The sequence below is a fragment of the Actinomycetospora sp. ABD4_176 genome (assembly GCF_056311855.1).
In genome coordinates, this window is record NZ_CM149974.1 from 2,520,629 (window position 1) to 2,545,439 (window position 24,811).

At 75.1% G+C, this 24,811-nt stretch carries 17 protein-coding genes and 3 pseudogenes; 15 read left to right on the top strand and 5 right to left on the bottom strand.

The features are described 5' to 3' along the window. Positions 1 to 60: 60 nt before the first annotated feature. The 8 genes and pseudogenes from ACYX4T_RS12205 to ACYX4T_RS12240 all read left to right on the top strand — a co-directional run bounded on the left by ACYX4T_RS12205 (position 61) and on the right by ACYX4T_RS12240 (position 6,529). Entirely contained in the window at positions 61 to 1,716 is a 1,656-nt protein-coding gene (locus ACYX4T_RS12205) for an acyl-CoA carboxylase subunit beta (RefSeq protein WP_476014766.1), read from the top strand. 25 nt (positions 1,717 to 1,741) lie between these two features. Further along, positions 1,742 to 1,984: an acyl-CoA carboxylase subunit epsilon gene (locus ACYX4T_RS12210; protein ID WP_476014767.1), complete on the top strand. Its 243-nt coding sequence runs from the start codon at positions 1,742 to 1,744 to the stop codon at positions 1,982 to 1,984. 28 nt (positions 1,985 to 2,012) lie between these two features. After that, a complete protein-coding gene (locus tag ACYX4T_RS12215; protein ID WP_476014768.1) occupies positions 2,013 to 2,903 on the top strand; it encodes a YceI family protein in 891 nt (296 codons plus the stop codon). A 15-nt stretch (positions 2,904 to 2,918) separates the two neighbouring features. Beyond that, positions 2,919 to 3,425: a mycothiol transferase gene (locus ACYX4T_RS12220; protein ID WP_476014769.1), complete on the top strand. Its 507-nt coding sequence runs from the start codon at positions 2,919 to 2,921 to the stop codon at positions 3,423 to 3,425. Between the two features lie 48 nt (positions 3,426 to 3,473). Further along, positions 3,474 to 5,429: a hypothetical protein gene (locus tag ACYX4T_RS12225; RefSeq protein WP_476014770.1), complete on the top strand. Its 1,956-nt coding sequence runs from the start codon at positions 3,474 to 3,476 to the stop codon at positions 5,427 to 5,429. 103 nt (positions 5,430 to 5,532) lie between these two features. Beyond that, positions 5,533 to 5,661: pseudogene (locus ACYX4T_RS12230) on the top strand (SAM-dependent methyltransferase); the annotation flags it as partial. After that, a pseudogene (locus tag ACYX4T_RS12235) lies at positions 5,660 to 5,815 on the top strand (SAM-dependent methyltransferase); the annotation flags it as partial. The pseudogenes ACYX4T_RS12230 and ACYX4T_RS12235, both read left to right, overlap by 2 nt. Before the next feature lie 78 nt (positions 5,816 to 5,893). After that, a complete protein-coding gene (locus ACYX4T_RS12240; RefSeq protein WP_476015261.1) occupies positions 5,894 to 6,529 on the top strand; it encodes a Maf family protein in 636 nt (211 codons plus the stop codon). 20 nt (positions 6,530 to 6,549) lie between these two features. On the opposite strand, the gene ACYX4T_RS12245 is transcribed toward ACYX4T_RS12240, so the two are convergent. Continuing rightward, entirely contained in the window at positions 6,550 to 7,338 is a 789-nt protein-coding gene (locus ACYX4T_RS12245) for a hypothetical protein (RefSeq protein WP_476014771.1), read from the bottom strand. 232 nt (positions 7,339 to 7,570) lie between these two features. Between ACYX4T_RS12245 and ACYX4T_RS12250 the strand changes: the two genes are divergently transcribed. The 3 genes from ACYX4T_RS12250 to ACYX4T_RS12260 all read left to right on the top strand — a co-directional run bounded on the left by ACYX4T_RS12250 (position 7,571) and on the right by ACYX4T_RS12260 (position 11,532). Beyond that, positions 7,571 to 9,382, top strand: coding sequence for an acetyl/propionyl/methylcrotonyl-CoA carboxylase subunit alpha (locus ACYX4T_RS12250; RefSeq protein ID WP_476014772.1), 1,812 nt, complete (start codon positions 7,571 to 7,573; stop codon positions 9,380 to 9,382). Between the two features lie 19 nt (positions 9,383 to 9,401). Continuing rightward, positions 9,402 to 9,890: a DUF1707 SHOCT-like domain-containing protein gene (locus ACYX4T_RS12255; protein WP_476014773.1), complete on the top strand. Its 489-nt coding sequence runs from the start codon at positions 9,402 to 9,404 to the stop codon at positions 9,888 to 9,890. Positions 9,891 to 10,035: 145 nt separating this feature from the next. Further along, complete coding sequence (locus tag ACYX4T_RS12260; RefSeq protein WP_476014774.1) at positions 10,036 to 11,532, top strand: MDR family MFS transporter; 1,497 nt, start codon at positions 10,036 to 10,038, stop codon at positions 11,530 to 11,532. Between the two features lie 4 nt (positions 11,533 to 11,536). Here ACYX4T_RS12260 and ACYX4T_RS12265 read toward each other — a convergent pair whose 3' ends face one another. After that, positions 11,537 to 12,010 (bottom strand): anthrone oxygenase family protein, encoded by a 474-nt coding sequence (locus tag ACYX4T_RS12265; protein ID WP_476014775.1) that lies wholly within the window; start codon positions 12,008 to 12,010, stop codon positions 11,537 to 11,539. A 150-nt stretch (positions 12,011 to 12,160) separates the two neighbouring features. After that, entirely contained in the window at positions 12,161 to 13,900 is a 1,740-nt protein-coding gene (locus ACYX4T_RS12270) for a glycerol-3-phosphate dehydrogenase/oxidase (protein WP_476015262.1), read from the bottom strand. A gap of 418 nt (positions 13,901 to 14,318) precedes the next feature. On the opposite strand from ACYX4T_RS12270, the gene ACYX4T_RS12275 reads away from it, so the two are divergent. The 3 genes from ACYX4T_RS12275 to ACYX4T_RS12285 all read left to right on the top strand — a co-directional run bounded on the left by ACYX4T_RS12275 (position 14,319) and on the right by ACYX4T_RS12285 (position 19,749). Then, entirely contained in the window at positions 14,319 to 15,041 is a 723-nt protein-coding gene (locus tag ACYX4T_RS12275) for an MIP/aquaporin family protein (protein WP_476014776.1), read from the top strand. 86 nt (positions 15,042 to 15,127) lie between these two features. Then, the gene (gene glpK / locus ACYX4T_RS12280) at positions 15,128 to 16,630 is read left to right on the top strand and encodes a glycerol kinase GlpK (protein ID WP_476014777.1); all 1,503 of its coding nucleotides are present in this window, start codon (positions 15,128 to 15,130) and stop codon (positions 16,628 to 16,630) included. 350 nt (positions 16,631 to 16,980) lie between these two features. Next, a complete protein-coding gene (locus tag ACYX4T_RS12285) occupies positions 16,981 to 19,749 on the top strand; it encodes a helix-turn-helix transcriptional regulator (RefSeq protein WP_476014778.1) in 2,769 nt (922 codons plus the stop codon). A gap of 10 nt (positions 19,750 to 19,759) precedes the next feature. On the opposite strand, the gene ACYX4T_RS12290 is transcribed toward ACYX4T_RS12285, so the two are convergent. After that, complete coding sequence (locus tag ACYX4T_RS12290) at positions 19,760 to 21,157, bottom strand: NAD(P)H-quinone dehydrogenase (protein WP_476014779.1); 1,398 nt, start codon at positions 21,155 to 21,157, stop codon at positions 19,760 to 19,762. Positions 21,158 to 21,307: 150 nt separating this feature from the next. Between ACYX4T_RS12290 and ACYX4T_RS12295 the strand changes: the two genes are divergently transcribed. Next, positions 21,308 to 21,778: a gamma-glutamylcyclotransferase family protein gene (locus tag ACYX4T_RS12295; protein ID WP_274234137.1), complete on the top strand. Its 471-nt coding sequence runs from the start codon at positions 21,308 to 21,310 to the stop codon at positions 21,776 to 21,778. Positions 21,779 to 22,388: 610 nt separating this feature from the next. Here ACYX4T_RS12295 and ACYX4T_RS12300 read toward each other — a convergent pair. Beyond that, a pseudogene (locus ACYX4T_RS12300) lies at positions 22,389 to 24,797 on the bottom strand (Tex family protein); the annotation flags it as partial. Positions 24,798 to 24,811: the final 14 nt, after the last annotated feature.

Below are 24,811 nucleotides of genomic sequence, written 5' to 3' on the forward strand. Positions count from 1 at the left end.
GATCACCCTCTCGCCCGCGTCCCCCGAGCGTGTCGGACCCGGTCGCTACAGTGCCGCTCCATGACCGCCGCGACGGAGCCGTTGCCGGAGCCCGACAGCGCAGCCAGTGGGGCCTCGGAGGAGCCGGACGTCCACACCTCGGCCGGCAAGCTGGCCGACTGGTACCGGCGTCAGGAGGACGTGGTCCACGCCGGCAGCGAGCGTGCGGTCGAGCGCCAGCACGCCAAGGGCCGCAAGACCGCCCGCGAGCGGATCGACCTGCTGCTCGACGAGGGCAGCTTCCTCGAGTTCGACGCGATGGCGCGCCACCGCTCCACCAACTTCGGCCTCGACGCCAACCGTCCCTACGGCGACGGTGTCGTCACCGGGCAGGGCACGGTCGACGGACGCCCGGTCTGCGTGTTCTCCCAGGACGCCACCGTCTTCGGCGGCGCGCTGGGCGAGGTCTACGGCGAGAAGATCGTCAAGGTCATGGACGTGGCCATGAAGATCGGCTGCCCGGTCGTCGGCATCAACGACGGCGGTGGCGCGCGCATCCAGGAGGGCGTCGTCGCCCTCGGGCTCTACGGCGAGATCTTCAAGCGCAACGTGCACGCCTCCGGCGTCGTCCCGCAGATCTCGCTGGTCATGGGCCCGGCGGCCGGTGGTGCGGTGTACTCCCCCGCGCTCACCGACTTCACGGTCATGGTCGACGAGACGTCGTTCATGTTCATCACCGGCCCCGACGTCATCAAGACGGTGACGGGCGAGGACGTCGGCTTCGAGGAGCTCGGCGGCGCCCGCACCCACAACGCGACGTCCGGCAACGCCCACTACCTGGCCTCCGACGAGGACGACGCGATCTCCTTCGTCCAGGAGCTCCTGGGCTACCTGCCGTCGAACAACCTCACCGACCCGCCGCGGATCCCGGGCGAGGAGGAGAGCGGGTCGGTGCCCGACGGCATCGGCGAGACCGACCTCGAGCTCGACACCCTGGTGCCCGACTCGCCGAACCAGCCCTACGACATCCGCGAGGCGATCACGCGGGTCGTCGACGACGGCGACTTCCTCGAGATCCAGGCGCTCTACGCGTCCAACATCGTCACCGGCTACGGCCGCGTCGAGGGCCGCCCGGTCGGCATCGTGGCCAACCAGCCCACCCAGCTCGCCGGCTGCCTCGACATCGGGGCGAGCGAGAAGGCCGCGCGGTTCGTGCGCACGTGCGACACCTTCAACATCCCGGTGCTGACCTTCGTCGACGTGCCGGGGTTCCTGCCCGGCACCGACCAGGAGTACAACGGGATCATCCGGCGTGGCGCGAAGCTGATCTACGCGTACGCCGAGGCGACGGTCCCGCTCGTCACGGTCATCTGCCGCAAGGCCTACGGCGGCGCCTACGACGTCATGGGCTCCAAGCACCTCGGGGCCGACGTCAACATCGCCTGGCCCACTGCGCAGATCGCGGTCACCGGGGCCTCCGGCGCGGTGAGCATCCTCTACCGCAAGGAGCTCAAGAAGGTCGAGGACGCCGGCGGGGACGTCGAGGCCCGGCGCGCGGAGCTGCAGCAGGAGTACGAGGACACGCTCGCCAACCCCTACGTGGCCGCGGAGCGGGGCTACGTCGACGCCGTCGTCCCGCCGTCGCACACCCGCGGCTACGTCGCCCGGGCGCTGCGGATGCTCGAGACCAAGCGCGAGACGCTGCCGCCGCGCAAGCACGGGAACGTGCCCCTGTGAGGGCAGCGAACGCGGAGGTGTGGCGGTGAGCGAGGACTCCGAGGACGGCCAGGAGACCCTGGCCCGCCCGCTGCTGCGCATCGTGCGCGGCGAGCCGGACGCGGCCGAGATCGCCGCGCTGACCGCCGTGCTCGCCGCCGCGGGCGGTGGCCCCGCCGAGGCCCCCGACCCGACGCCGACGTCGGGCTGGGCGCGCCGCGTCGACCTCGTGCGCGGCCCGGTCCACCCCGGGCCGGGAGGCTGGCGGGCGTCCGCCCGACCGCGATGACCCCTCCCCGACTCCTCCGGGTGACCTGATGGCCCTGCTGCGCCGACGCCGTCGCACGCCGATCGGTGGCGAGAGCTACCGCGACGCCGACCACGCCCTCATGCCCATCCCGCCCACCGGCGGGCTGGTCAGCGCCCAGCTGCGCAACGTCGAGGGCCGGCCCCTGCCCGGCGTCGCGGTCGCGGTGATCGAGGCCGAGGGCCTGCGGCGCGTGGTCACCGAGACGGTCACCGACCCCTTCGGCTTCTACACCGCCGCGGTGCCGAGCGGCGCGTACACCCTGCGCGCGACGCTCGGCGGCTACACCACCCTCACCCGCGACCTCCTGGTCGGCCGGGGTGAGCACGCCGCCCTCGGTGCGCTGACGATGTCCGCCGACCAGGGCAGCACGCGCCCCTCACCCGGCGAGTGGGTGATCGACGACGCCCACAGCCGGCTGGGGTTCGTCGCCCGGCACATCGCGCTGTCGCGGGTCTACGGCCAGTTCACCCGGTTCCGCGGCTCGATCCACATCGCCGAGGACCTCGAGGACTCCAGCGTCGACGTCGTCATCGACGCGGCCAGCATCGAGACCCACAACGCCCAGCGCGACGCCCACCTGCGCTCCCAGGACTTCCTGGCCGTCGACGACCACCCGCAGCTCCAGTTCTCGAGCACCCGCTTCGTCGTGCGGGCGGGCAACGCCTGGACCATCGACGGCGAGCTGTCGATCCGCGGGCGCACCAACGACGTCCGGCTCGACACCACCTACCTCGGCACCCAGTCGTGGAACGGCACGCGCGTCGGCGCCACGGCCACGACGTCGCTGCACCGCGAGCACTTCACGCTCAACTGGCAGCAGATGGTCGCCCGCGGCATCCCCGTCGTCGGCTCCACCATCCAGATCCACCTCGACGTCCAGGCCGTGCTGCAGCTGTAGGCCAGGGTGGGCCGCGTGGTCGCGTTCCCCGAACCCACCGACGTCCTCGGGTCCCGCAGCGAGGTGCTCCTCGGCTACCTCGACTTCTTCCGCGAGCGTGCCGTGGAGAAGCTCCGGGAGCTCCCGGCCGCCGAGGGCGCCCGGAGCCGCCTGTCGTCCGGATGGTTGCCGGTGGAGCTGCTGCACCACCTGCGGCACGTCGAGCGGCGCTGGCTCGAGTGGGGCTTCCTGGGCCTCGCCGTCGACGACCCGTGGGCCGACTCGCGCGAGGGCCGCTGGGTGGTACCCGAGGGCACGAATGCCGACGAGGTGGTCGCCTCCCTGCGCGATCAGGGCGAACGCACCCGCGCGATCGTCGCGGGTCACCGTCTCGACGAGGTCGGCGCGCCCGGACCTCGATGGGACGGCGCGCCGCCGGCGACCCTCGAGCGCGTTCTGCTCCACCTCGTACAGGAGTACGCGCGCCACGTCGGCCACCTCGACATAGCGGTCGAGCTGGCCACCGGGAGCGGTGGCGAGTAGTTCCCCGAAAGGGCCGTCGTCGTCGGGGGTCGGCGCTAGTCTGATGTCGTGTTCGAACAGGTGTTCGCATCGCTCCCCGAGGGGATCGCCACGGCGACCCCCGGGCCGATGCTGGGCGCGCTGCTCGAGCAGGTCGACCCGTGCGCCGTGTCGGCTCACGACGCGGTGACGCTGGCGGTGGCGTGGCGCCGCCAGTTGTCCCACCACGAGGCGCGGTTCTCCCTTGCCGCCCGCGAGGCGGCCCTGGCCGATCCCGAGCAGCCCGGCGGACGGCGCGAGGGCTCGGCGACCGTCGGCGGCGACGAGCTGCGGGTCGCCCTGTCCGAGTCCCGCACGCGGGTGTCGGCGATGCTGGACCGGGCCGACACGGCGATCGCAGCGATCCCGGAGCTGTGGGCGGCGTGGGACGCCGGCTCGGTCGACGCGGACCGCGTGCGCCTCTGCGTCACCTGGACGTCCTCGCTGTCGGCGGAGCACGCCGCGCGGGTGGTGCGCACGGTGCTGCCGGAGGCGCCGCGGCTGACGCTCTCCGGCCTGATCGAGCGCCTGCAGCAGCTGGCGGCGGCCATCGACCCGGAGTGGGCGGCGCGGTTGTACGACAACTCCCGCCGACAGCGTCGCGTCCGCGCCCGACGCACCGATTCCGGCACACTCAACGTCTCGGGTCTCGACCTGCCGCTCGACGCCGGGGCGCGCTCCGTGGCCCACGTCGACCGGCTCGCGATGCGGGCCAAGGCGTTGGGACACCCGGGGCTGCTCGACACCATCCGCGCCGACCTCTACCTCGCCCTGCTCAGCCCCCGCACCGCCGGCTGCGGCGACGACGCCCTCGTCGCCGCCGTCGTGGCCGCGGCCGACCCGCGGGATCCGCGCGGCCGCCGGACGCCCGTCCAGCACGGCGGGCGGGGGCCGGCAGGCGCAGACGGAGACGGCAGCGCCGACGACTCGGCCAACGACCGGCGCTCCGACGAAGCCGCGGACGGAGAGGTACCGCCCGACCACGAGCCGGCCGACCGGGGCCCGGGCCGCGCCGGCACGCCGGACGAGCCCGACGACGACACGGTCGCCCCCGGCGCGGCGGCCGACCCCGACGAGGTGCCCGACGAGGAGGGCGAGGACGCGGCCGTCGAGGGCGGCCGGCGCGCCGAGCACCCGAGGGGGTCGCGGCGGGGCCGGATCGAGGTGCGGATCGGCCTGCTGACGCTGCTCGGGCTGGACGAGAAGCCGGGGCTGATGCCCGGCTACGGCGTCATCCACGCGGCGTTCGCCCGCCAGTTCGCGCGGCAGCTCTGCCGGGCCGAGTGGCGGGTCGCGATCTCCGGCGCCGACGGTCACCTCGTGGCGGCGCTGGTGACCCGCCGCCGGCCGCGCGGGTACGCGACCACGCCGTTCGACGACCCACCCGTGGCGCCGCGGCCGGTGGTCGAGCTGCACGTCACCGAGGCCGAGCTCACGACGGTGCGCCCGGACCGCCACCCGCCCTGGGCCGAGGTGATCGCCGACCTGCAGGACCAGCTCCGGGCGTGGCATCCGCCCGACGAGGACGCGCCGGAGGCCGCCGATCGGCGCACCCCATCGGCCGCGCTGGCGAGGTGGATCCAGGCGCGGGACCGGTCGTGCGTGTTCCCGCCCTGCCGGGCGTCCGCGGTGGTCGCGGACATCGACCACACGCGGCCGGTGGCCGCGCACGGACGGACTCTCGCCGGAAATCTCGGCCCGCTGTGCCCGCACGACCACCACCTCAAGCACGGGTCCGGGTGGCGGCTCGACCAGACCTCCCCCGGCACCTTCGTCTGGACCAGCCCCACCGGCCACACCTACGAGCGCCCGCCGCGGCGGGTGATCCCGGAGCTCCCCGACCCGGCGCCCGGCCGCTACCGGTCGAGCACGTCCCCGGAGGCGCGCGCCGGCGACGACCCGATCTGGATCGACGACCCCTACCCCGACATCCCGCCGCCGGGGCGACCACCACCGGGCAGGCCGGACGATCCGCCGCCGTTCTGAGCGGACGGGCGCGGCCGTCGCGTCGCACATCGGACCTCGCCCCCGCGGCGGTGACGGTGGCTTCGCGCGGGGGCCGGCGGTGACCGAGGGGTTCGACAACAAGGTGCCGTCGCCCGCGCGGACGGACGACTACTACCTCGGCGGGCAGGACAACGTCGCCGCCGACCGCGAGGCCGCCAAGGCGGTGATCGCGAGCCATCCCGATCAGCGCCAGCTCGCGCGCAACCACCGTGCGTTCCTCGTGCTGGCGGTCGAGCACCTCGCGCAGGCGGAGATCACCCGCGCAGGCGGGGATCACCCCGTTCATCGACATCGGCACCGGCATCCCGACCTCGCCGACGGTCCACGAGGTCGCGCGGCGGACCCACCCCGACGCCCGCGTGGTCCACGTCGACCGGCGACGACGCGGGAGACGACACCGGCGACGACGCGGCCCTCGGGCCGCCGACGTAGGGTGCCGCCCCGTGCGTCTGGTGCTCGCGTCCGCGTCCCCGGCCCGACGGGCCGTCCTCCGTGCCGCCGGGGTGGAACCCCTCGTCGAGGTCTCCGACGTCGACGAGGACGCCGTGGTCGCCGAGCTCGGCGACGGCGCGACGCCCGAGGACACCGTGTCGGCGCTCGCGCTGGCGAAGGCCCGCACGGTGGCCGCGCGGATCGCGACGGCCGAGCCCGACTGCGTCATCGTCGGCGCGGACTCCATGCTGTGGCTCGAGGGCGAGCTCGTGGGCAAGCCGGCGTCGCTCGACGCCGCGCGCGGTCGGTGGGACCAGATGGCCGGGCGCGCCGCGGACCTGTTCACCGGGCACGCGCTGGTCCGCGTGGTCGACGGCGCCGTGGAGCGCGAGGTCACCGGGCACGCGCGCACGGCCGTCGCGTTCTCCGAGCCCAGCACCGCCGAGCTCGAGTCCTACCTCGCGAGCGGGGAGCCGCTGGCCGTCGCCGGCGCGTTCACGCTCGACGGCCTGGGCGGCTGGTTCGTCGAGGGCATCGAGGGCGACCCGTCGAACGTCGTCGGGCTGAGCCTGCCCCTGACCCGGCGCCTGCTCGGCGAGATCGGCGTCGGCGTCGACGCGCTCTGGGCGGCGGCCCCCCGGACCTGAGTACCGCTGCTCGGGGCTGCTCAGGCGGGATCGAGGCGCAGCGAGCGCACCACGGCGTCCGCCGCGTCGCCGTCGGCCTCGATGGTCGGCGAGGGCCGGGCCACGGCCAGCACCGCGAGCGTGCGGCCCGGCGCCGCGATCGTGCTCACGCGCACCAGCGCGCCGTCGAGCTCGCCGCCCTCGACACGGCGCACCGAGGTGCGGGTGGGCAGGTCGGCGACGGACGCCTCGTTGTCGGTGAGGTCCGCGGTCCCGGCGCCGGGGGCGAGCAGGTCGGCGTAGGCGTCCGCCAGCCGCCGCGCCTCGGCGTCCAGCGCGGAGGTCCGGGCGGGGTCGGCGACGGGCGGGTCGACGGGGACGCGCTCCGGGTCCGCGAGGCCGACGAGCACCACCGTGCCCTCGCCGCGCCGCAGGATCGTCGCGCCCTCGAACCGGCCCGACGGCACCTCGACGACGTCCTGGTCCGGCGCGACCCGCCACCCCGCCGGGAGCGCCAGCGTCGTGGCCGTCACCGCGTCGGGCACGCGCGGCGCGTCCGGGGCCGGGGCCTCGTCGGCGGGTCCGGACGGCGCCGGCTCCTCGGGCTCCGGCGGGGCCGTGGGCGCCGCCGGCTCCGACGGCTCCGACGGCTCCGACGGCGGGTCCACCGCCCCGGGTGGTGGTCCCGTGGGCGCGACGACGTCCTCGGTCGCGAGGCGCAGGGAGGTCGCCCGGTCGGCGCCGACCGCCCCGGCGACCACGGCGACGAGGCCGGCGAGGGCCAGCACGGACGCGCACACGGCCACCGACCGCCACCACCAAGGCTGCATCGGTCGCCGACCGTAGCCGCGACGGACGGGGTGACCCGCACCGGGGCGCGGCGTGTGCGGGGCGTGAGCGGGCATCCTCGGCGTGTGGTCATGACCACGCCGGGCTCCGCGACGCTGCCGCATCGAGTACGAGAGAGTGACCCGACCGGGCACCCGTCCGGCCGCCCCTACACTGCCCCGACCGACCCCGGTCCAGCCCCGGTTCAGCGATGATCCCCCAGGAGGTCCCTCGATGGCCGCGTCCGCCCCGACGGGGTTCGACCCGCTGCACACCGTCCTGGTGGCGAACCGCGGCGAGATCGCGGTGCGCGTGGTGCGTGCCTGCGCCGACGCGGGCCTGCGGAGCGTCGCCGTGTACGCCGACCCGGACCGGGACGCCCCGCACGTCCGCCTCGCCGACCAGGCGTTCGGGCTGGGCGGGGAGACCGCGGCCGAGTCGTACCTCGACATCGAGAAGCTCCTGAAGGCCGCGCGGGACTCCGGCGCGAACGCGATCCACCCGGGCTACGGGTTCCTCTCCGAGAACGCGGACTTCGCCCAGGCCGTCATCGACGCCGGGCTGATCTGGATCGGCCCGAGCCCGCAGGCCATCCGCGACCTGGGCGACAAGGTCACCGCTCGCAAGATCGCCGAGCGCTCCGGGGCGCCCCTGGTGCCCGGCACGAAGGACCCGGTCGCCGACGCCGACGAGGTCATCGCCTTCGCCGACGAGCACGGGCTGCCGGTGGCGATCAAGGCGGCGTTCGGTGGCGGCGGGCGCGGCATGCGCGTCGCCCGCGAGCGCGACGAGATCGCCGAGATGTTCGACGCCGCGGTGCGCGAGGCCGTGTCGGCGTTCGGGCGCGGCGAGTCGTTCGTCGAGCGCTACCTCGACCGGCCCCGCCACGTCGAGGCCCAGGTCCTGGCCGACCAGCACGGCAACTGCATCGTCGTCGGCACCCGCGACTGCTCGCTGCAGCGCCGCCACCAGAAGCTGGTCGAGGAGGCGCCCGCGCCGTTCCTGTCCGACGAGCAGCGCAAGCGCATCCACACCTCGGCCCGCGACATCTGCGTCGAGGCCGGCTACTCCGGCGCCGGCACCGTGGAGTTCCTCGTCGGCGAGGACGGCACGATCTCGTTCCTCGAGGTCAACACCCGCCTGCAGGTCGAGCACCCCGTCTCCGAGGAGACCAGCGGGATCGACCTCGTCATCGAGCAGTTCCGCATCGCCGCCGGCCAGGAGCTGCGCTTCAGCGAGGACCCGACCCCGCGCGGGCACGCCATCGAGTACCGGATCAACGGCGAGGACGCCGGCCGCGGCTTCCTGCCCGCGCCCGGCACGGTGACCCGCTTCGTCGCCCCCGACGGCCCCGGCGTGCGCGTCGACTCGGGCGTCGAGACCGGCACCGTCATCGGCGGGCAGTTCGACTCGATGGTCGGCAAGCTGATCGTCACCGGCGAGGACCGGGAGCAGGCGATGGCCCGCTCGCGTCGTGCGCTCGCCGAGCTCGTCGTCGAGGGCCTGCCGACGGTCATCCCGTTCCACCGGGCGGTGCTGGACGACCCGGCCTTCACCGCCCCGGACGGCGCCGAGTCGTTCACGGTGCACACGCGCTGGATCGAGACCGAGTTCGACAACCGGATCCCGCCGTACGAGGCCGCCGCGACGGACGAGGAGGCGGCGGACTCCCTGCCGCGGCAGACGGTGGTCGTCGAGGTCGGCGGCAAGCGCCTCGAGGTGTCGCTGCCCGGCGACCTCGCCATCGGTGGCGGCGGGGGCGGCGCGCGGGCCGCGACGCCGAAGAAGAAGCGCGCCCGCTCCGGCGGCGGCGCCAAGGTCTCCGGCGACGCCGTGACCGCGCCGATGCAGGGCACGGTGGTCAAGGTCGCGGTGTCCGAGGGCGACACGGTGTCGGCGGGCGACCTCGTCGTGGTCGTCGAGGCCATGAAGATGGAGAACCCGGTCACCGCCCACAAGGACGGCGTCGTCACCGGGCTCACCCTCGAGGCGGGCGCGAGCGTCAACCAGGGCGCCGTGATCTGCGAGATCCCCGACGCGTCGTAGGCGGCGCATACTGAGGGGCGTGGCGGACGTCGGGGCGCACGAGCGGGAGCTCGCGATGGAGGCGCTCGACGCGCACCGGCGCGCCGGCCGCCTCGAGCGCGCCGAGCACGCCGACCGCTGCGCGAGGGCGTCGCGGGCGACGTCTCGGGTCCAGCTCGAGGCGCTGTTCAGCGACCTCCCCGAGCCGCACCCGGTCTACCCGACGGCCACCTCGACGGCCACCTCGACGGCGCCGCGGCCGGCGGCGGCCGACGCGCCCGCCGCCCCGGAGCTCCCGGAGCTCGTGGCCCCCGGCGGCGCGGCGATCGCGCGGCACGCCGGGCTGATCTCGCTGCTCACACCGGCGGCGGCCGCGGTGCTCTTCGCCGTCAGCGGTGGGCGTTTCCCCTGGATTTCATCCTCGTGCCGATCGTGCTCGCGGGCGTGGCGTACGTCTCCCACCGCCAGGGCGGTTGAGGGGTCCGCGCTCGGCGCAATCCCCGTCACGGCGGGAACACCACGCGGGTGAGCAGGTGTTGAGCACGTCGTCCGACCGGACACCCGGCGTCGTGTGTGCGGTCCCCGGAGGCGGAAACCGATCGCCTGTCGGGGGTGGGTGTGATGCTCTTGCCACCGGTCCGTGACCGCCACGGCCGCCGCCACGAGGGGGAACGATGACCGGCCCGTCCGGAACCGGCCAGCGCACCAGCGCGCGACCGATGGTGATCATCATGACGTTGGTCGTCTCGGCCTTCGTCATGATCCTCAACGAGACCATCCTCAGCGTGGCGCTGCCGCACCTCACCGGCGACCTCGGGGTGTCGGCCACGACGGTGCAGTGGCTGACCAGCGGCTTCCTGCTGACGATGGGCGTGGTCATCCCGACCACGGGCTACATCCTCAACCGCTTCACGCCGCGGCAGGTGTTCCTCGCCGCGATGACGCTGTTCAGCACCGGCACGCTGATCTGCGCGCTGTCGCCGGGCTTCGAGCTGCTGCTCGTGGGCCGCATCGTGCAGGCCACGGGCACGGCGGTGATGATCCCGCTGCTCATGACCTCGGTGATGCGCCTGATCCCGCCGGAGCGCCGCGGCGCGACGATGGGCACGATCTCGATCGTCATCGCCGTGGCCCCCGCCATCGGCCCGACCATCGGCGGCCTCATCCTCGCCTCGCTCGACTGGCGCTGGATGTTCTGGAGCGTCCTGCCGCTGTCGATCGCCGCGCTCGTCGTCGGGCTGGTGCTCTTCCGGCTGCAGAGCGAGACGCACCCGACGCCGCTCGACCTGCTCTCGGTGGCCCTGTCGTTCTTCGCCTTCGGCGGCATCGTCTACGGGCTGTCGACGCTCGGGCACGGCGGCAGCGCGGTGATCCCGCCGTGGGCCGCGCTGGTCGTCGGCGCCGTCGCGCTGACCACCTTCGTCCTGCGCCAGATGCAGCTCCAGCGCTCCGAGTCGGCCCTGCTCGACCTGCGGCCGTTCAGCCACCGGCAGTTCGTCGTCGCGATCGTGCTCTCGGCCCTGCTGTTCATGTCGCTGCTGGGCGCCGGGGCGATCCTGCTGCCGATCTACCTGCAGAACGTCCTCGGCGTGAGCGCGGCGACCACGGGCCTCGCGGTGCTGCCCGGCGGCCTCGTGCTCGGGTTCATGGGCCGCCCGGTGGGCCGGCTGTTCGACCGCGTCGGCGCCCGCCCCCTCGTCATCCCGGGCGCCATCGGGCTCGCGACGTCGATGTGGCTGCTGGCCCTCCTCGGAGCCGGGGCGGCTCTGTGGATGGTCATCGCGGTGCACATCCTGCTCATGGCCTCGCTCGGCCTGATGATGACGCCACTGCTCACCGAAGGGCTCGCGGTCCTGCCCTCGCACCTGTACTCGCACGGCAGCGCGATCCTCACGACGCTCCAGCAGGTCGCGGGCGCGGCCGGCACGGCGGGCTTCGTCACCGTCGCGGCCATCGGGTCCTCGTCGCCGACGGGCACGCCCGACGCCGCCGGGCTGCAGCTGGCGTTCATGGTCGCCGGGGTCATCGGACTGGTCGCGGTCGGCGTCTCGTTCATGGTGCGCCGCAAGCCGGCCGGTGGGACGCCGGCGCACGGCAGCCCCGAGAGCGGTCCCGTCGAGACCGGCGACGACACCAGCGACACCCCGTCGACGCCCGTCGCCGGGCGCTGACGGGTCACACCAGCGGCGCCGCCAGCAGGGCCACGGCCCCGACGGTGGTGACCGCGGTGCGCACGCGGTGCGCGCGCATCCAGGGACGCTCGAACGCCTCGCGGACCCGGGCGACGTCACCGGCCTCGCCCGGGTTCGCACGGTCGAGCGCGGTGTTCAGCGGGATGTTCACCGTGATCGTGATCCCGATCGACGCGACCTGCAGCACCGCCCCGATCAGCACGAGCACCACCGGCGCCCCCGCCACCAGCGCCAGCACGAGCGCCGCGACGGCCACCAGCGGCGCACCCAGGAACAGCACGACGAACCCGGGCCGCACGATCACCCGGTTCACCGTCTGCATGACCGACACCAGCACCGCGTCGGGCAGCCGCGCGAGCGACGGCATGACGGTCAGCGAGAACGCCAGGTAGAGCCCCGCCAGCAGGGCCGAGAGCGCGCCGGCGAGCAGCGTCGCCGCAGCCACCAGGGTCGTCATGGCGACCAGTCCACCGCGCGCCGACGGCCCCGGACCAGGGCCGTCCGTCCGGGATGCCTGCCCGCCCGTCCGGATACCCGTCCGGGCGAGGGCGTCCCCCGCTGCGTCCCACGCAGCGGGGGCGTGTCCTTCGCTGCCTCCCGGCGCGACTCAGCCGGTCCCGAGCGCCGCGAGCCGGGGCGCGCGGGGGTCGGGGGCGGCGACGCGGAGCTTGTCCGCCTCGACGTCGGTGTCGACCGTCTGCGAGTCCCGCTCGGCCTGGACGCGCTCGATGTACGACCGGACCTCGAGGTCGCGCTGCTCGTCGGTCCAGCCCAGGAGCTCGGCCATCTGCGCGCCGACGGCCTCGGCCGAGTCGATGCCGCGGTGGGCGTACTCGATCGAGATGCGGGTGCGCCGGGTGAGGACGTCGTCGAGGTGCATCGCGCCCTCGTAGGCCACCGCGTACGCGATCTCCACGCGCAGGTAGTCCGGCGACGCGGGGACGGGCTCGAGCAGCGAGGGGTCCCCGCCGTTGGCGCTGTCGCCCATGGCCAGCAGGCCGTGCAGGAGCGAGCCGTAGCGGTCGAGCAGGTGCCGGACGCGGTGCGGGTGCAGCCCGTGGCGCGTGCCCAGCTGCTCGGCCTGGTTGACCAGCGCGAAGTACCCGTCGGCGCCGACGAGCGGCACGCGGTCGGTGACGGACGGCGCCACGCGCGTCGGGATGTCCTCGGCCGCGGCGTCGATCGCGTCGGCGGCCATGACGCGGTAGGTCGTGTACTTGCCGCCCGCGATGGCCACGAGGCCCGGCATGACCCGCGAGACGGCGTGCTCGCGCGAGAGCTTCGAGGTCTGCTCGGACTCGCCGGCCAGCAGCGGGCGCAGGCCCGCGTACACGCCCTCGATGTCGTCGTGGGTCAGCGGCGTGACCAGCACCGAGTTGATGTGCTCGAGCAGGTAGTCGAGGTCCTTGCGCGTCGCCGCGGGGTGGGCGAGGTCGAGGTTCCACTCGGTGTCGGTGGTGCCGACGATCCAGTGGTTGCGCCACGGGATGACGAACAGCACCGACTTCTCGGTGCGCAGGATCATCCCGGTGTCCGACGGGATCTTGTCGCGCGCCACGAGGAAGTGGACGCCCTTCGAGGCCTTGACCCGGAAGCGGCCGCGGGTGCCGGCGGCGTGCTGCATCTGGTCGGTCCAGACCCCGGTGCAGTTGACCACCACCGACGCGCGCACGTCGGTCTCGCGACCGGTCTCGACGTCGCGGACGCGCACGCCGGCCACGCGGTCGACCTCGTGCAGGAAGTCGACGACCTGGGTCGAGGTGCGCACCACCGCGCCGTACTGGGCCGCCGTGCGCCCGACCATCATCGTGTGGCGGGCGTCGTCGGCCTGGGCGTCGTAGTAGCGGATCGCGCCGACGAGGGCGCTGCGCTTGAGCGCCGGCGCCATGCGCAGCGCGCCCGAGCGGGTCAGCTGCTTCTGGTGGGGCAGCGAGCTCTTGCCGCCCATCGTGTCGTAGAGCGTGACGCCGGCGGTGACGTACGGGCGCTCCCAGTGCTTCGTCAGCGGGTACAGGAAGCTGACCGGCTTGATGAGGTGCGGGGCGAGGCGGGTCATGTTGAGCTCGCGTTCGCGCAGGGCCTCGCGCACCAGCCCGAAGTCGAGCTGCTCGAGGTAGCGCAGCCCGCCGTGGAAGAGCTTCGACGACCGGCTCGACGTCCCCGACGCGAGGTCGCGCGCCTCGACCAGCGCCACCTTGAGGCCCCGGGTGGCCGCGTCCAGCGCCGCGCCGGTGCCGACGACCCCGCCGCCGACCACCACGACGTCGAACTGCTCCGAGGCCAGCCGGTCCCAGTCCCGCTCGCGGGCCGCCGGGCCCAGACGGGACGGCTCGGCGGCGGCGTCCAGCGCCTCGGCGCCGGCATCGACCCCGGCGTCACCCGCCCCCACGTCACCCGCCCCGCGGTCCGCGGCGCCCCCTGCACTCCGTCCAGCGCCCACGTCCGATCCCCTCTCGTTCGTCCCTGCCCGTCGCGTCGTGCCGGGGGGCTGCCGAACCGCACCGCCGGCGGGCGACCCCGGGGCGCTCCCCGCCACTCACGCTAACGCGGCAACGCCACCCCGGGCAGCGAGCACGCGGCGCGATCACGTGGTCCGTCCCGGTCGCTGGATGCCCGGGGACCCGGCCCGTCACCCGCGAGATCCGGCCGGATCATGGACACACGGTGAAGCGCGCCACTAGCGTCGCCGATCACGCGCGCCCTGGGCCGACCCAGGACCCCGGACGAGCGTCGCAGGGGCTGGGTCGGCGCAGACAGGAGTCCTCGTGAGCGCAGGAAGCATCATCCTCTCGGAGTTCCTCGGCACCATGGTGCTGCTCCTCTTCGGCTGTGGGGTCGTGGCCAACGTGCTGCTGACCCGCACCAACGCCGACGGGGACACCGCGTCGTGGGTGCTCATCACGTTCGGTTGGGGGTTCGGCGTCTTCGCCGGGGCCAGCATCGCCGACGCCTCCGGCGGCGCGATCAACCCGGCCGTCACCCTGGGCAGCGCGATCGCCGGCGGCACGCCGTGGTCGCAGGTGCCGTGGTACCTCATCGGGCAGTTCCTGGGCGCCTTCGCCGGGGCCGTCCTCGCCTGGCTGGTCTACAAGCTGCAGTTCGACGCGAGCGAGGACAACTCGGGCACGCTGAACATCTTCTCGACCAACCCACCCATCAAGAAGCCGGTGTGGAACATGGTCACGGAGACCATCGGCACGTTCGCGCTGGTGCTGTTCCTGCTGGTCGCCCCCTACGGCGACAGCCCGGCGATCTACGCCGCCGCCGCCGCGGTCGTCATGGGCATCGGGCAGACGATGGGTGGCCCGACGGGCTACGCGATCAACCCGGCCCGTGACCTCGGGCCGCGCATCGCCTACGCCGTCCTGCCGATCCGTGGCAAGGGCCGCCCCGACTGGGGCTACTCGTGGGTGCCCGTCGTGGGCCCGCTCATCGGCGCCGCGCTCGCCGCCCTCGTCGCCGCCGTCGCGCCCGTCGCGACGGGCTGACCTCCCGGCCGGCACCCGCTCCCCCGTCCGGGAGCGGGCGCTCGGCCCCGACCTCCACGTCCCCCGATCTCGCAGGGAGCCACCGTATGACGCAGTACGTCGCCGCGATCGACCAGGGCACGACGTCGACCCGGTGCATGATCTTCGACCACTCGGGACGGGTCGTCGCGGTCGACCAGCTCGAGCACCAGCAGATCTTCCCGAGGGCGGGGTGGGTCGAGCACGACGCCTCGGAGATCTGGGGCAACACCCGCCAGGTGTGCGGCGGGGCGCTGGCCCGCGCCGACCTCAACGCCGACCAGATCGCGGCCGTCGGCATCACCAACCAGCGCGAGACCACGGTCGTCTGGGACAAGGCCACCGGCGAGCCCATCCACAACGCGATCGTCTGGCAGGACACCCGCACCCAGGCGATCTGCGACGAGCTCGGCGCGCTCGGCGGCGGCGCGGAGCGCTACCGCGCGAAGACCGGCCTCCCGCTGGCGACGTACTTCGCGGGCCCGAAGGCGCGCTGGATCCTCGACAACGTCGAGGGCGCCCGCGAGCGCGCCGAGCGCGGCGAGCTCGCGTTCGGGACCATGGACACCTGGGTGCTCTGGAACGCCACCGGCGGCAACGAGGGCGGGCTGCACGTCACCGACCCGACCAACGCGTCGCGGACCCTGCTGATGAACATCGACACCCTCGAGTGGGACCCCGAGCTCTGCGAGGAGATCGGCGTCCCGATGGCGATGCTGCCGGAGATCCGGTCGTCGTCGGAGAACTACGGCCCGATCCGCGCCCGCGGCACGTTCCGGGACGTCCCGGTCGCCGGCATCCTCGGCGACCAGCAGGCCGCGACCTTCGGGCAGGCGTGCCTCGACGTCGGGGAGGCCAAGAACACCTACGGCACCGGCAACTTCGTGCTGCTGAACACCGGCACCGAGAAGGTCGAGTCGAAGAACGGCCTGCTGACGACGGTCTGCTACAAGATCGGCGACGCGCCGCAGGTCTACGCCCTCGAGGGCTCGATCGCCGTCACCGGCTCGCTGGTGCAGTGGATGCGCGACAACCTCGGGATCATCGCGACGGCCCCCGAGATCGAGGATCTCGCCAAGTCGGTCGACGACAACGGCGGCGCCTACTTCGTGCCCGCGTTCTCCGGCCTCTTCGCGCCCTACTGGCGCTCCGACGCCCGCGGCGCGATCGTCGGGCTGACCCGCTACGTCAACAAGGGCCACCTCGCGCGCGCCGTCCTCGAGGCCACCGCGTTCCAGACCCGCGAGGTCATCGACGCCATGAACGCCGACTCGGGCGTCCCGCTGACCACCCTCAAGGTCGACGGCGGCATGGTCGGCAACGAGGTGCTCATGCAGTTCCAGGCCGACCTGCTCGGCGTCGACGTCATCCGGCCGGTGGTCGCCGAGACGACCGCCCTCGGCGCCGCCTACGCCGCGGGCCTCGCCGTCGGCTTCTGGGACTCCGAGCAGGACATCCGCGACAACTGGGCCCAGGACAAGGTCTGGTCGCCGGCAATGGACCCGACCCTGCGCGACGAGACCTACGCGCAGTGGAAGAAGGCGGTCACGCGCACCTTCGACTGGGCCTGATCGCACGGCGCGCTCTGTCGGGTCGGCGCCGGGTCGGCGCCGGGTCTACGGCGGGACCGCGGGGTCACCCGAGCGGCCGGTCCCGGCGCGTCGGCGCCGGCACGGGCACACCGCGCCGGCGCCCGTCGTCGACACCGGTCCGACCTCCGCGTCCCACCCTCGGGGGGGTCGGGGTGGGACGCGCTGTCGTCGGCGGCCGCTCGGGCGACGTGCTCCAGCATCGGCGCGCGCGTCGACACCCGCCCCAGGGTGAATCCCTAGTCCACGCCGGGCATCCGGCTGGTCACGTCCCGGTGCCGGGCGGCACGATCGCGCAGGGGGTGCGGCGCGTGACGGGGACGATCACCAGGGTGGGTGCCGACGGCGTCGGGCGCTCGGCCGAGCTCGCCTCGCTGCTCGACCTCGCGCGCCGGGCCCGGGAGGGCGCGCCGGTGCCCGTCCTCGTCACCGGGCCGGCCGGCATCGGCAAGTCCGAGCTCGTCGACCGGCTGCGCCGGCGCGTCGAGCCGGCCATGACCGTCGTGCGGGCCGTGGCCCCCGACGTCGGGCTGAGCCGTCCCGGCGAGCTGCTCGAGCGCTGCCTGGCGGCGGCCCACGCCGCGGGGGCGGCCGACGCGTCCGTGCCGACCGGCCCGTCGCGGCCGGGCGCGTCGGCGCTGCTCGCCGCCCTCGAGGACCTCGCCGACCGGCGCCCGGTGCTGTTCGTCGCGGACGACCTGCACCGCGCCGACCCCGAGTCGCTCGCCACCCTGCGCCGCCTCCTGCGCCGGCTCCCGCCGCTGCGGGTGCTGCCCGTGCTCGCCGGGCACGACCGCCCCGGCGACTGGCTCGAGCCCCCGCCCGGCGACGCGTGGCCCGAGGACACGGTCCGGATGACGCTGCGCGGGCTCACGGTCGAGGAGGTCGGCGAGCTCGCCCGGGAGGTCGACCCCGAGGTCAGCGCCTGGACCGTCGCGCGCCTGCGCGCCGAGACCGACGGCAACCCGACGTACCTGCGCGCGGTCCTCGCCGAGTCCGACCTGGCCGGGCGCTACCGCCTGGGCCGGCCGCAGCCGCCGGGTTCCCTCGCCGCGAGTCTGCGCCGCCGCCTGGTGCGGCTGGCCGACGGCCCGCGGGCGGCGCTCGAGGCGCTGGCGGTGGTGGGCGAGCCGGCGTCGGTCCGGGTGCTGCGCGCCCTCACCGGGCGCGCGGGCGTCGCCGAGGACGCCGCCCCGCTCGTGCGGGAGGGGCTGCTGGAGGCCCAGGTCGACGAGACCGACGAGATCCTCGCCTTCCGCTCGGTGCTCGTCCGCGACGCCGTGTACGGCAGCCTGCCCGCCGACCGCCGGCGCGCGCTGCACCGGGCGGCCGCGGAGCTGACGGGCGGCGCCACCCGCCGTCGCCACCTGGTCGGCGCGTCGGCGGGTCCCGACGGCGCGCTCGCCGACGAGCTGGAGCGCGCGGCCACCGCGGAGTTCGAGGGCGGCGCGCTGGTCGCGGCCGCGGAGAGCCTGCTGTGGGCGTCGTCGCGCAGCCCCGACGAGCGCTCGCGGGCCGCCCGGCTGACCGAGGGTGTGCGCCTGCTCGTGCACGCCGCCCGCGAGGGGCACGCGCTCGAGCACACCGCGCAGATCGAGGCGCTGCCCGAGGGCCCGGCGCGCTCGGAGCTGCTCGGGCTGCTGGCGTTCGCGCGCGACGAGGTGATCGCGTCCCGCGACCTGCTGGAGGCGGCACGGGCGGGCATGGACGACGACGCGCAGGAGCCCGCGACGGCCGAGGCCGTCGCGCGCCTCGACCTCGAGCTGGCCTACGTCCACTGTCAGCTCGGCGACGGGGGTCCTGCCGTCGCGGCGGCGGGCGACGCCCGGCGCCGGGTGCCCGCGGACCACCGGCTGGTGCCGCTCGCGCGCGCCTTCACCGCCGCGGGCACGGCGCTGACCGACGGGCCCGCCCGCGGTCTCGAGGAGCTGGCGTTCCTGCCCGACCACCCGGCGCGGGCCACCCCCTACGAACTGCCCGCGCTCACCCACCGCGGCGCGCTGCGGGGGCTGCTCGGACGGCTCGCCCCGGCGTGCGCGGACCTCACCGTCGTCGCCCGACGCCGGAGCACGCCGCTGGCGCACCTGCTCGGGGTGTCCGCGCAGGTGCACCTGGTGTGGGTCGACTACCTGCTCGGCGAGTGGGACGCCGCCCGTCGCGAGGTCGAGGCCGCCGTCGAGGCCGCCGTGCGCCACGGCCGCAGCGTCGACCACGCCACCCTGTTCTCGCTGTCGGCGATCCTCCACGCGGGCCGGGGCGAGCAGGACGCCGCGCGTGCCGACCTCCACCGCGCCACGGACCTCGCGCGCGCGGCCGACTTCCTCGGGCCCCGGGTCCACCTCGCCCTCGCCGAGGCGGCGATCGCGCAGGCCGAGGGCCGCGCCGCCGACGTCGCGAGCACGCTCGGGACCCTGACGCCGGACCTGCTCGAGCCCGACCGCGTCCGGCTCTACTCGGGGTGGTGGCTGCCCGCGCTCGTCGACAGCCACCTCGACACCGGGCGCCTCGACGACGCGGCGACCGCGCTCGCGGCGCTCGACCGGGTCCCCGCGGCGGGCAGCTGCCTGCCGGTGGCGCGTGCCTGGCTGGGCGGCCGGCTCGCCGCCGCCCGGGGTGACCTCGACGGCGCCCTCCGGGTCCTCGACGCCGGGCTGGCGCTGCCGGCCGAGGGCGGCGAGCCCGCCTGGTACCGCACCCGCCTGCGCCACGCCCACGGTTGGGCCCTGGTGCGCGCCGGCCACCGCGCCGAGGGCCGGGCCGCGCTGGACGCCGCCGCCGACGCCTACAGCCGCATGGGCGCCCGGCCCTTCCTGGACCGCTGCCTCGCCGACCTCGCCGATGCGACCGAGCCCGCCGACCTGGGGGCCGCCCCGACCGGCGGCGTCCCGCCGGAGGTCTCCCGCCGCGGCCGGTGGGCCGACGAGCTCACCGACCGCGAGCGCGAGGTCACGACCCTCGTCGGGCGCGGCTGGACCAACCCCGAGATCGCCGCCGAGCTGTTCGTCTCGAGGAAGACCGTCGAGTACCACCTGCGCAACGTCTACGGGAAGCTCGGCCTGGCCGGCCGCCGCGCGCTGCGGGACCGGGTCCAGAGCCGCTGACCGACCGGGATCAGTCCAGGTCGTCGTGCTGCATCAGCCGCCGGCCCGCCTCGGTGACCGAACCCGACAGGGAGGGGTAGATCGAGAACGTGTGGGCGAGGTCGTCGACCGTCAGGTTGTTCTGCACCGCCATGGCCAGCGGGAGGATGAGCTCGCTGGCCACCGGGGCCACGATCACCCCGCCGATCACGACGCCCGTCGCCGGCCGGCAGAAGATCTTGACGAAGCCCTCCCGGAGCCCCGACATCTTCGCCCGCGGGTTGGTGCCGAGCGGCATGATCACCTCGCGGGCGGAGAACTCGCCGCTCTCCACCTGAGCGTGGCTGATCCCGACCGTCGCCACCTCGGGGCGCGTGAACACCGCCGACGCGACCGTCTTGAGCCGCAGCGGGGAGACGCCCTCGCCGAGGGCGTGCCACATCGCGATGCGGCCCTGCATCGCCGCCACCGAGGCCAGCGGCAGCAGACCGGTGCAGTCGCCGGCGGCGTAGACGCCCGGGATGTCGGTGCGCGAGACCCGGTCGACGGTGATGTGGCCGCTGTCGGTGAGCGCGAGGCCGATGTTCGCGGCCCCGAGGTCGCCGGTGTTGGGCACCGAGCCGACCGTCATCAGCGCGTGCGAGCCCTCGACCTCGCGGCCGTCGTTCAGCGTCACCCGCACGCCGTCCGCGGTGGCGACGACCTTCTCCGCCCGGGACCGGGGCTCGATGTGCACGCCGCGGGCGGTGAAGGCCTCCTCCAGCGTCGCCGCGGCGTCGGGGTCCTCGTGCGGGAGCACCCGGTCGCGGCTGGAGATCAGGGTCACCGGTACGCCGAGCTCGGCGTACGCGGAGACGAACTCGGCGCCGGTGACGCCGGAGCCGACGACGACGAGGTGCTCGGGCAGCGCGTCGAGGTCGTAGAGCTGGCGCCAGGTCAGGATGCGCGTGCCGTCGGGCTGGGCGTCGGGCAGCACGCGCGGCGAGGCGCCCGTGGCGACGAGCGCGACGTCGGCGGTCACCGTCTCGGTGCTGCCGTCGGGGTGCGCGATGCAGACGTCATGGGTGGCGCTGGTGCGGTCGCTCTCCTCGAACCACGCGCGCCCCTGCACGACCCGGACGCCGGCGCGCTGCAGGGTCTGGTGCACGTCGGCCGACTGGGCGAGCGCGAGGCCGTGCACCCGGCTGTTGACCCGGGGCAGGTCGACCCGCGGGTCGTCGACGTCGACGCCCATCTCGTGGGTGCTGCGGAAGCTCGCGCGCACCCCGGCCGAGGCGATGAAGGTCTTGGACGGCACGCAGTCGTAGGCGACGCAGTTGCCGCCCAGGCTGTCCTGCTCGACGACCGTGACGTCGGCCTCGTGCTGGGCGGCGACGAGCGCCGCCTCGTACCCCGCGGGCCCTCCGCCGAGGATGACGATGCGGGTCATGTGGTGGTTCCCTCCTGTTCGTCACCCTCCATGGTCCACGACCGGCCGGCGACGCGGATGACGCGCACGCACCGATCGTGTTCCGGCCACCGACGGGTCGGACCCCGAGGCGGTGCCTCCCGAGCACGCCTCCTGACTACCCTGTCCGCCGTGCCGCTCTACGCCGCGTACGGATCCAACATGGACCCCGCGCAGATGATGCAACGGGCGCCCCACTCGCCCATGTCGGGCACGGGCTGGCTCGAGGGCTGGCGCCTGACCTTCGGCGGCGAGGACTACGGGTGGGAGGGCGCCCTGTCCACCGTCGTCGAGGATCCCGGGTCGCGGGTCTTCGTGGTGCTCTACGACGTCAGCCCCCTCGACGTCGACGGGCTCGACCGCTGGGAGGGCGGCGAGCTCGGCATGCACAAGAAGCTGCGCCTGCGCATCCAGACCATGGACGGGCCGCAGCTCGCCTGGGTCTACGTCCTCGACGCCTACGAGGGCGGGCTGCCCTCCGCGCGCTACATCGGGGTGCTGTCCGACGCGGCCGAGAGCGCCGGCGCGCCGGACGACTACGTCCGCGCGCTGCGCGAGCGCCCCTGCCGCTCGGTGGGGCCGGGGCCCGGCTCGGAGCTGTAGAGGCGCGCGCCGGCACCTCGGTCGGTCTCCGGCAGCGCGCTCGCGGTCGTTCGCAGGGAGACCAGGAGCACGTGGTGCACGCGCGGGAGCGCCCCGCGGTGCACCACGTCCTCGGAGATCAGCCGCTGTAGCCGGCGCGGCGCAGCGCCTCGGCCATCGCGTCGTTCGTCGGCGCGGGCCGGCGGTCACGCCCGCCGCGCTGGCCGCCCTGGCCCTGCCCACCGCGCTGGTCGCGGCCGCCCTGGCCCCCGCGACCGCCCTGCCCGCCGCGCTGGCCACCGCCCTGCGGGCCGCCCTGACCCCGGTCGGGACGCCCGCCCCGACCGCCCCTGCCCTCGGGTCGACCCTCCGGCCGGCCCTCCTGCTCGCGGCCGCCCTGGCCCTCGCCGCGGGGACCCCGCGCCTCGTCGGGACGCCCGCGACCGCGCTGCCCCTGACCCTCACCGGGCCGGCCGCCCCGGCCGCGCCCACCGCGCCGGCCGCCGCCCTGCCGCTCGCCCGCCTCGGAGGGTGTCCCGGCGGGAGCGGCCTCGGTGGGCGACCCGGTGGGCGACTCGGTGGGCGACCCGGTGGGAGCGGCTTCCGGGGAGCCCTGGGCCGGCGCCTCGCCGGGCGCCGTCGCCGGTGCCGCCTGCCCGCCCTGGCCGCCCTGGCCGCCCTGGCCGCCCTGGCCCCGGGCACCGCCGCGGCCCCGTCCGCCACGCCCCCGGCCGCCGCGCCCGCCGCGCGAGCCCTCCGACTTGGTGTCGCCGCCCTCGCTCGCGTTCTCGTCCTCGTCGACGCGCAGCGTCAGCGAGATGCGCTTGCGCTCCACGTCGACGTCGAGGACCCGCACGCGCACCACGTCGCCCGGCCCCACGACCGCGCGGGGGTCGGAAACGAAGTCCTTCGACATCGCCGAGATGTGCACGAGGCCGTCCTGGTGCACGCCGACGTCGACGAACGCGCCGAACGCGGCCACGTTGGTGACCTGGCCCTCGAGCACCATGCCCGGCGTCAGGTCGGTGATCTGCTCGACGCCCTCGGCGAACTCGGCGGTGGTGAACTCCGGGCGCGGGTCCCGGCCGGGCTTGTCGAGCTCGCTGATGATGTCGATCACCGTGGGGCGCCCGACCCGCTCGTCGGTGAAGTCGTCCGGGTCCAGCCCGCCGAGCAGCGTGCTGTTGCCGACGAGCCCGTCGACGTCGGTGCCCGTCGCCGACGCGATGCGGTGGACCACCGGGTAGGACTCGGGGTGCACGGCCGAGCGGTCGAGCGGGTCGGCGGCGCCGGGGATGCGCAGGAAGCCCGCGCTCTGCTCGAACGCCTTCGCCCCGAGCCGCGGCACGGCGTGCAGGGCGTCGCGGGACGCGAACGGGCCGTGCTCGTCGCGGTAGCCGACGATCGTCGTCGCGAGCCCCGAGCTGATGCCCGACACGCGCCGCAGCAGCGGCGCCGAGGCGGTGTTGACGTCGACGCCGACCGCGTTCACGCAGTCCTCGACCACCGCGTCCAGCGAGCGCGAGAGGGCCGTGCCGGCGATGTCGTGCTGGTACTGGCCGACGCCGATCGACTTCGGGTCGATCTTCACGAGCTCGGCCAGCGGGTCCTGCAGCCGGCGCGCGATCGACACGGCCCCGCGCAGCGACACGTCGAGGTCCGGCAGCTCGGCCGAGGCCTGCTCCGACGCGGAGTACACCGACGCGCCGGCCTCGGACACCACGGCCGCGACGAGCCCGAGCCCGGGCTCGCGGGCGATGAGGTCGCGGACCAGGGCGTGGGTCTCGCGCGAGGCCGTGCCGTTGCCGATGGCGACGAGCTCGACGCCGTGCTCGCGCGCGAGCTCGCCGATCCTCGTGCGCGAGGCCTCCCACTGCCGGCGCGGGACGTGCGGGTGGACGGTGTCGGTGGCGACGACCTTGCCGGTGCCGTCGACGACCGCGACCTTCACCCCGGTGCGCAGCCCCGGGTCGAGGCCCATCGTCGGGCGGGCGCCGGCCGGGGCGGCGAGCAGGAGGTCGCGCAGGTTGCCGGCGAACACCAGCACCGCGCCCTCCTCGGCGACCTCGCGCAGGCGCACCCGCAGGTCGACGATCAGCCGCGACAGGATGCGCGTGCGCCAGGCCCAGCGGACGGCCTCGCCCAGCCACCGGTCCGCGGGACGCCCGCGGTCGGCCACGCCCACCGCGGCGGCGATGCGCGCCAGGTAGACGTCGGTGATCGCGGACTCGTCGTCGTCGGCGGCCAGCGGATCGAGCGTGAGGGCCAGGACCTCCTCGGTCTCGCCGCGGAGGACCGCGAGGATCCGGTGTGAGGGCAGGCGCGTGAACTTCTCGTCGAACGCCGCGTAGTCGGAGAACTTCGCCGCCGCCGTGTCACCCTCCCCGCCGCGCCCCTCCCGGTAGACCGCGGTGAGCCGGCCGCGGCGCCACATCTGCTCGCGCAGCTCCCCGACGAGGTCCGCGTCCTCGGCCCAGCGCTCGACGAGGATCGCGCGGGCGCCCTCCAGCGCGGCGTCCCGGTCGGGCACGCCGCGGTCCGGGTCGACGTACGCGCCGGCCGCGGTGCGCGGGATGTGCGTCGGGTCGCCGACCAGGGCGTCGGCCAGCGGCTCGAGGCCCGCCTCGCGGGCGATGGCCGCCTTGGTGCGCCGCTTGGGCTTGTAGGGCAGGTAGACGTCCTCGAGGCGGCTCTTGGTCTCCGCGCCCAGGATGCGCGCCTCGAGCTCGCCGTCGAGCTTGCCCTGGGCGCGCACCGACTCGAGGACCGCCGCCCGGCGCTCCTCGAGCTCCCGCAGGTAGGTCAGGCGCTCCTCGAGCGTGCGCAGCTGGGCGTCGTCGAGACCGCCCGTCGCCTCCTTGCGGTAGCGCGCGACGAACGGGACCGTCGCCCCGCCGTCGAGCAGCTCCACCGCCGCCGCGACCCGCCCCTCGCCGACCGCGAGCTCGTCAGCGATGCGGCGCGTGACCGGGGGCAGGACAGGGGCGGCCGTTCCGGGACCACCGCCGTCGGCCGGGGTCGGGACGTCCGTGGCGGTCACCGTCGCATCGCTCA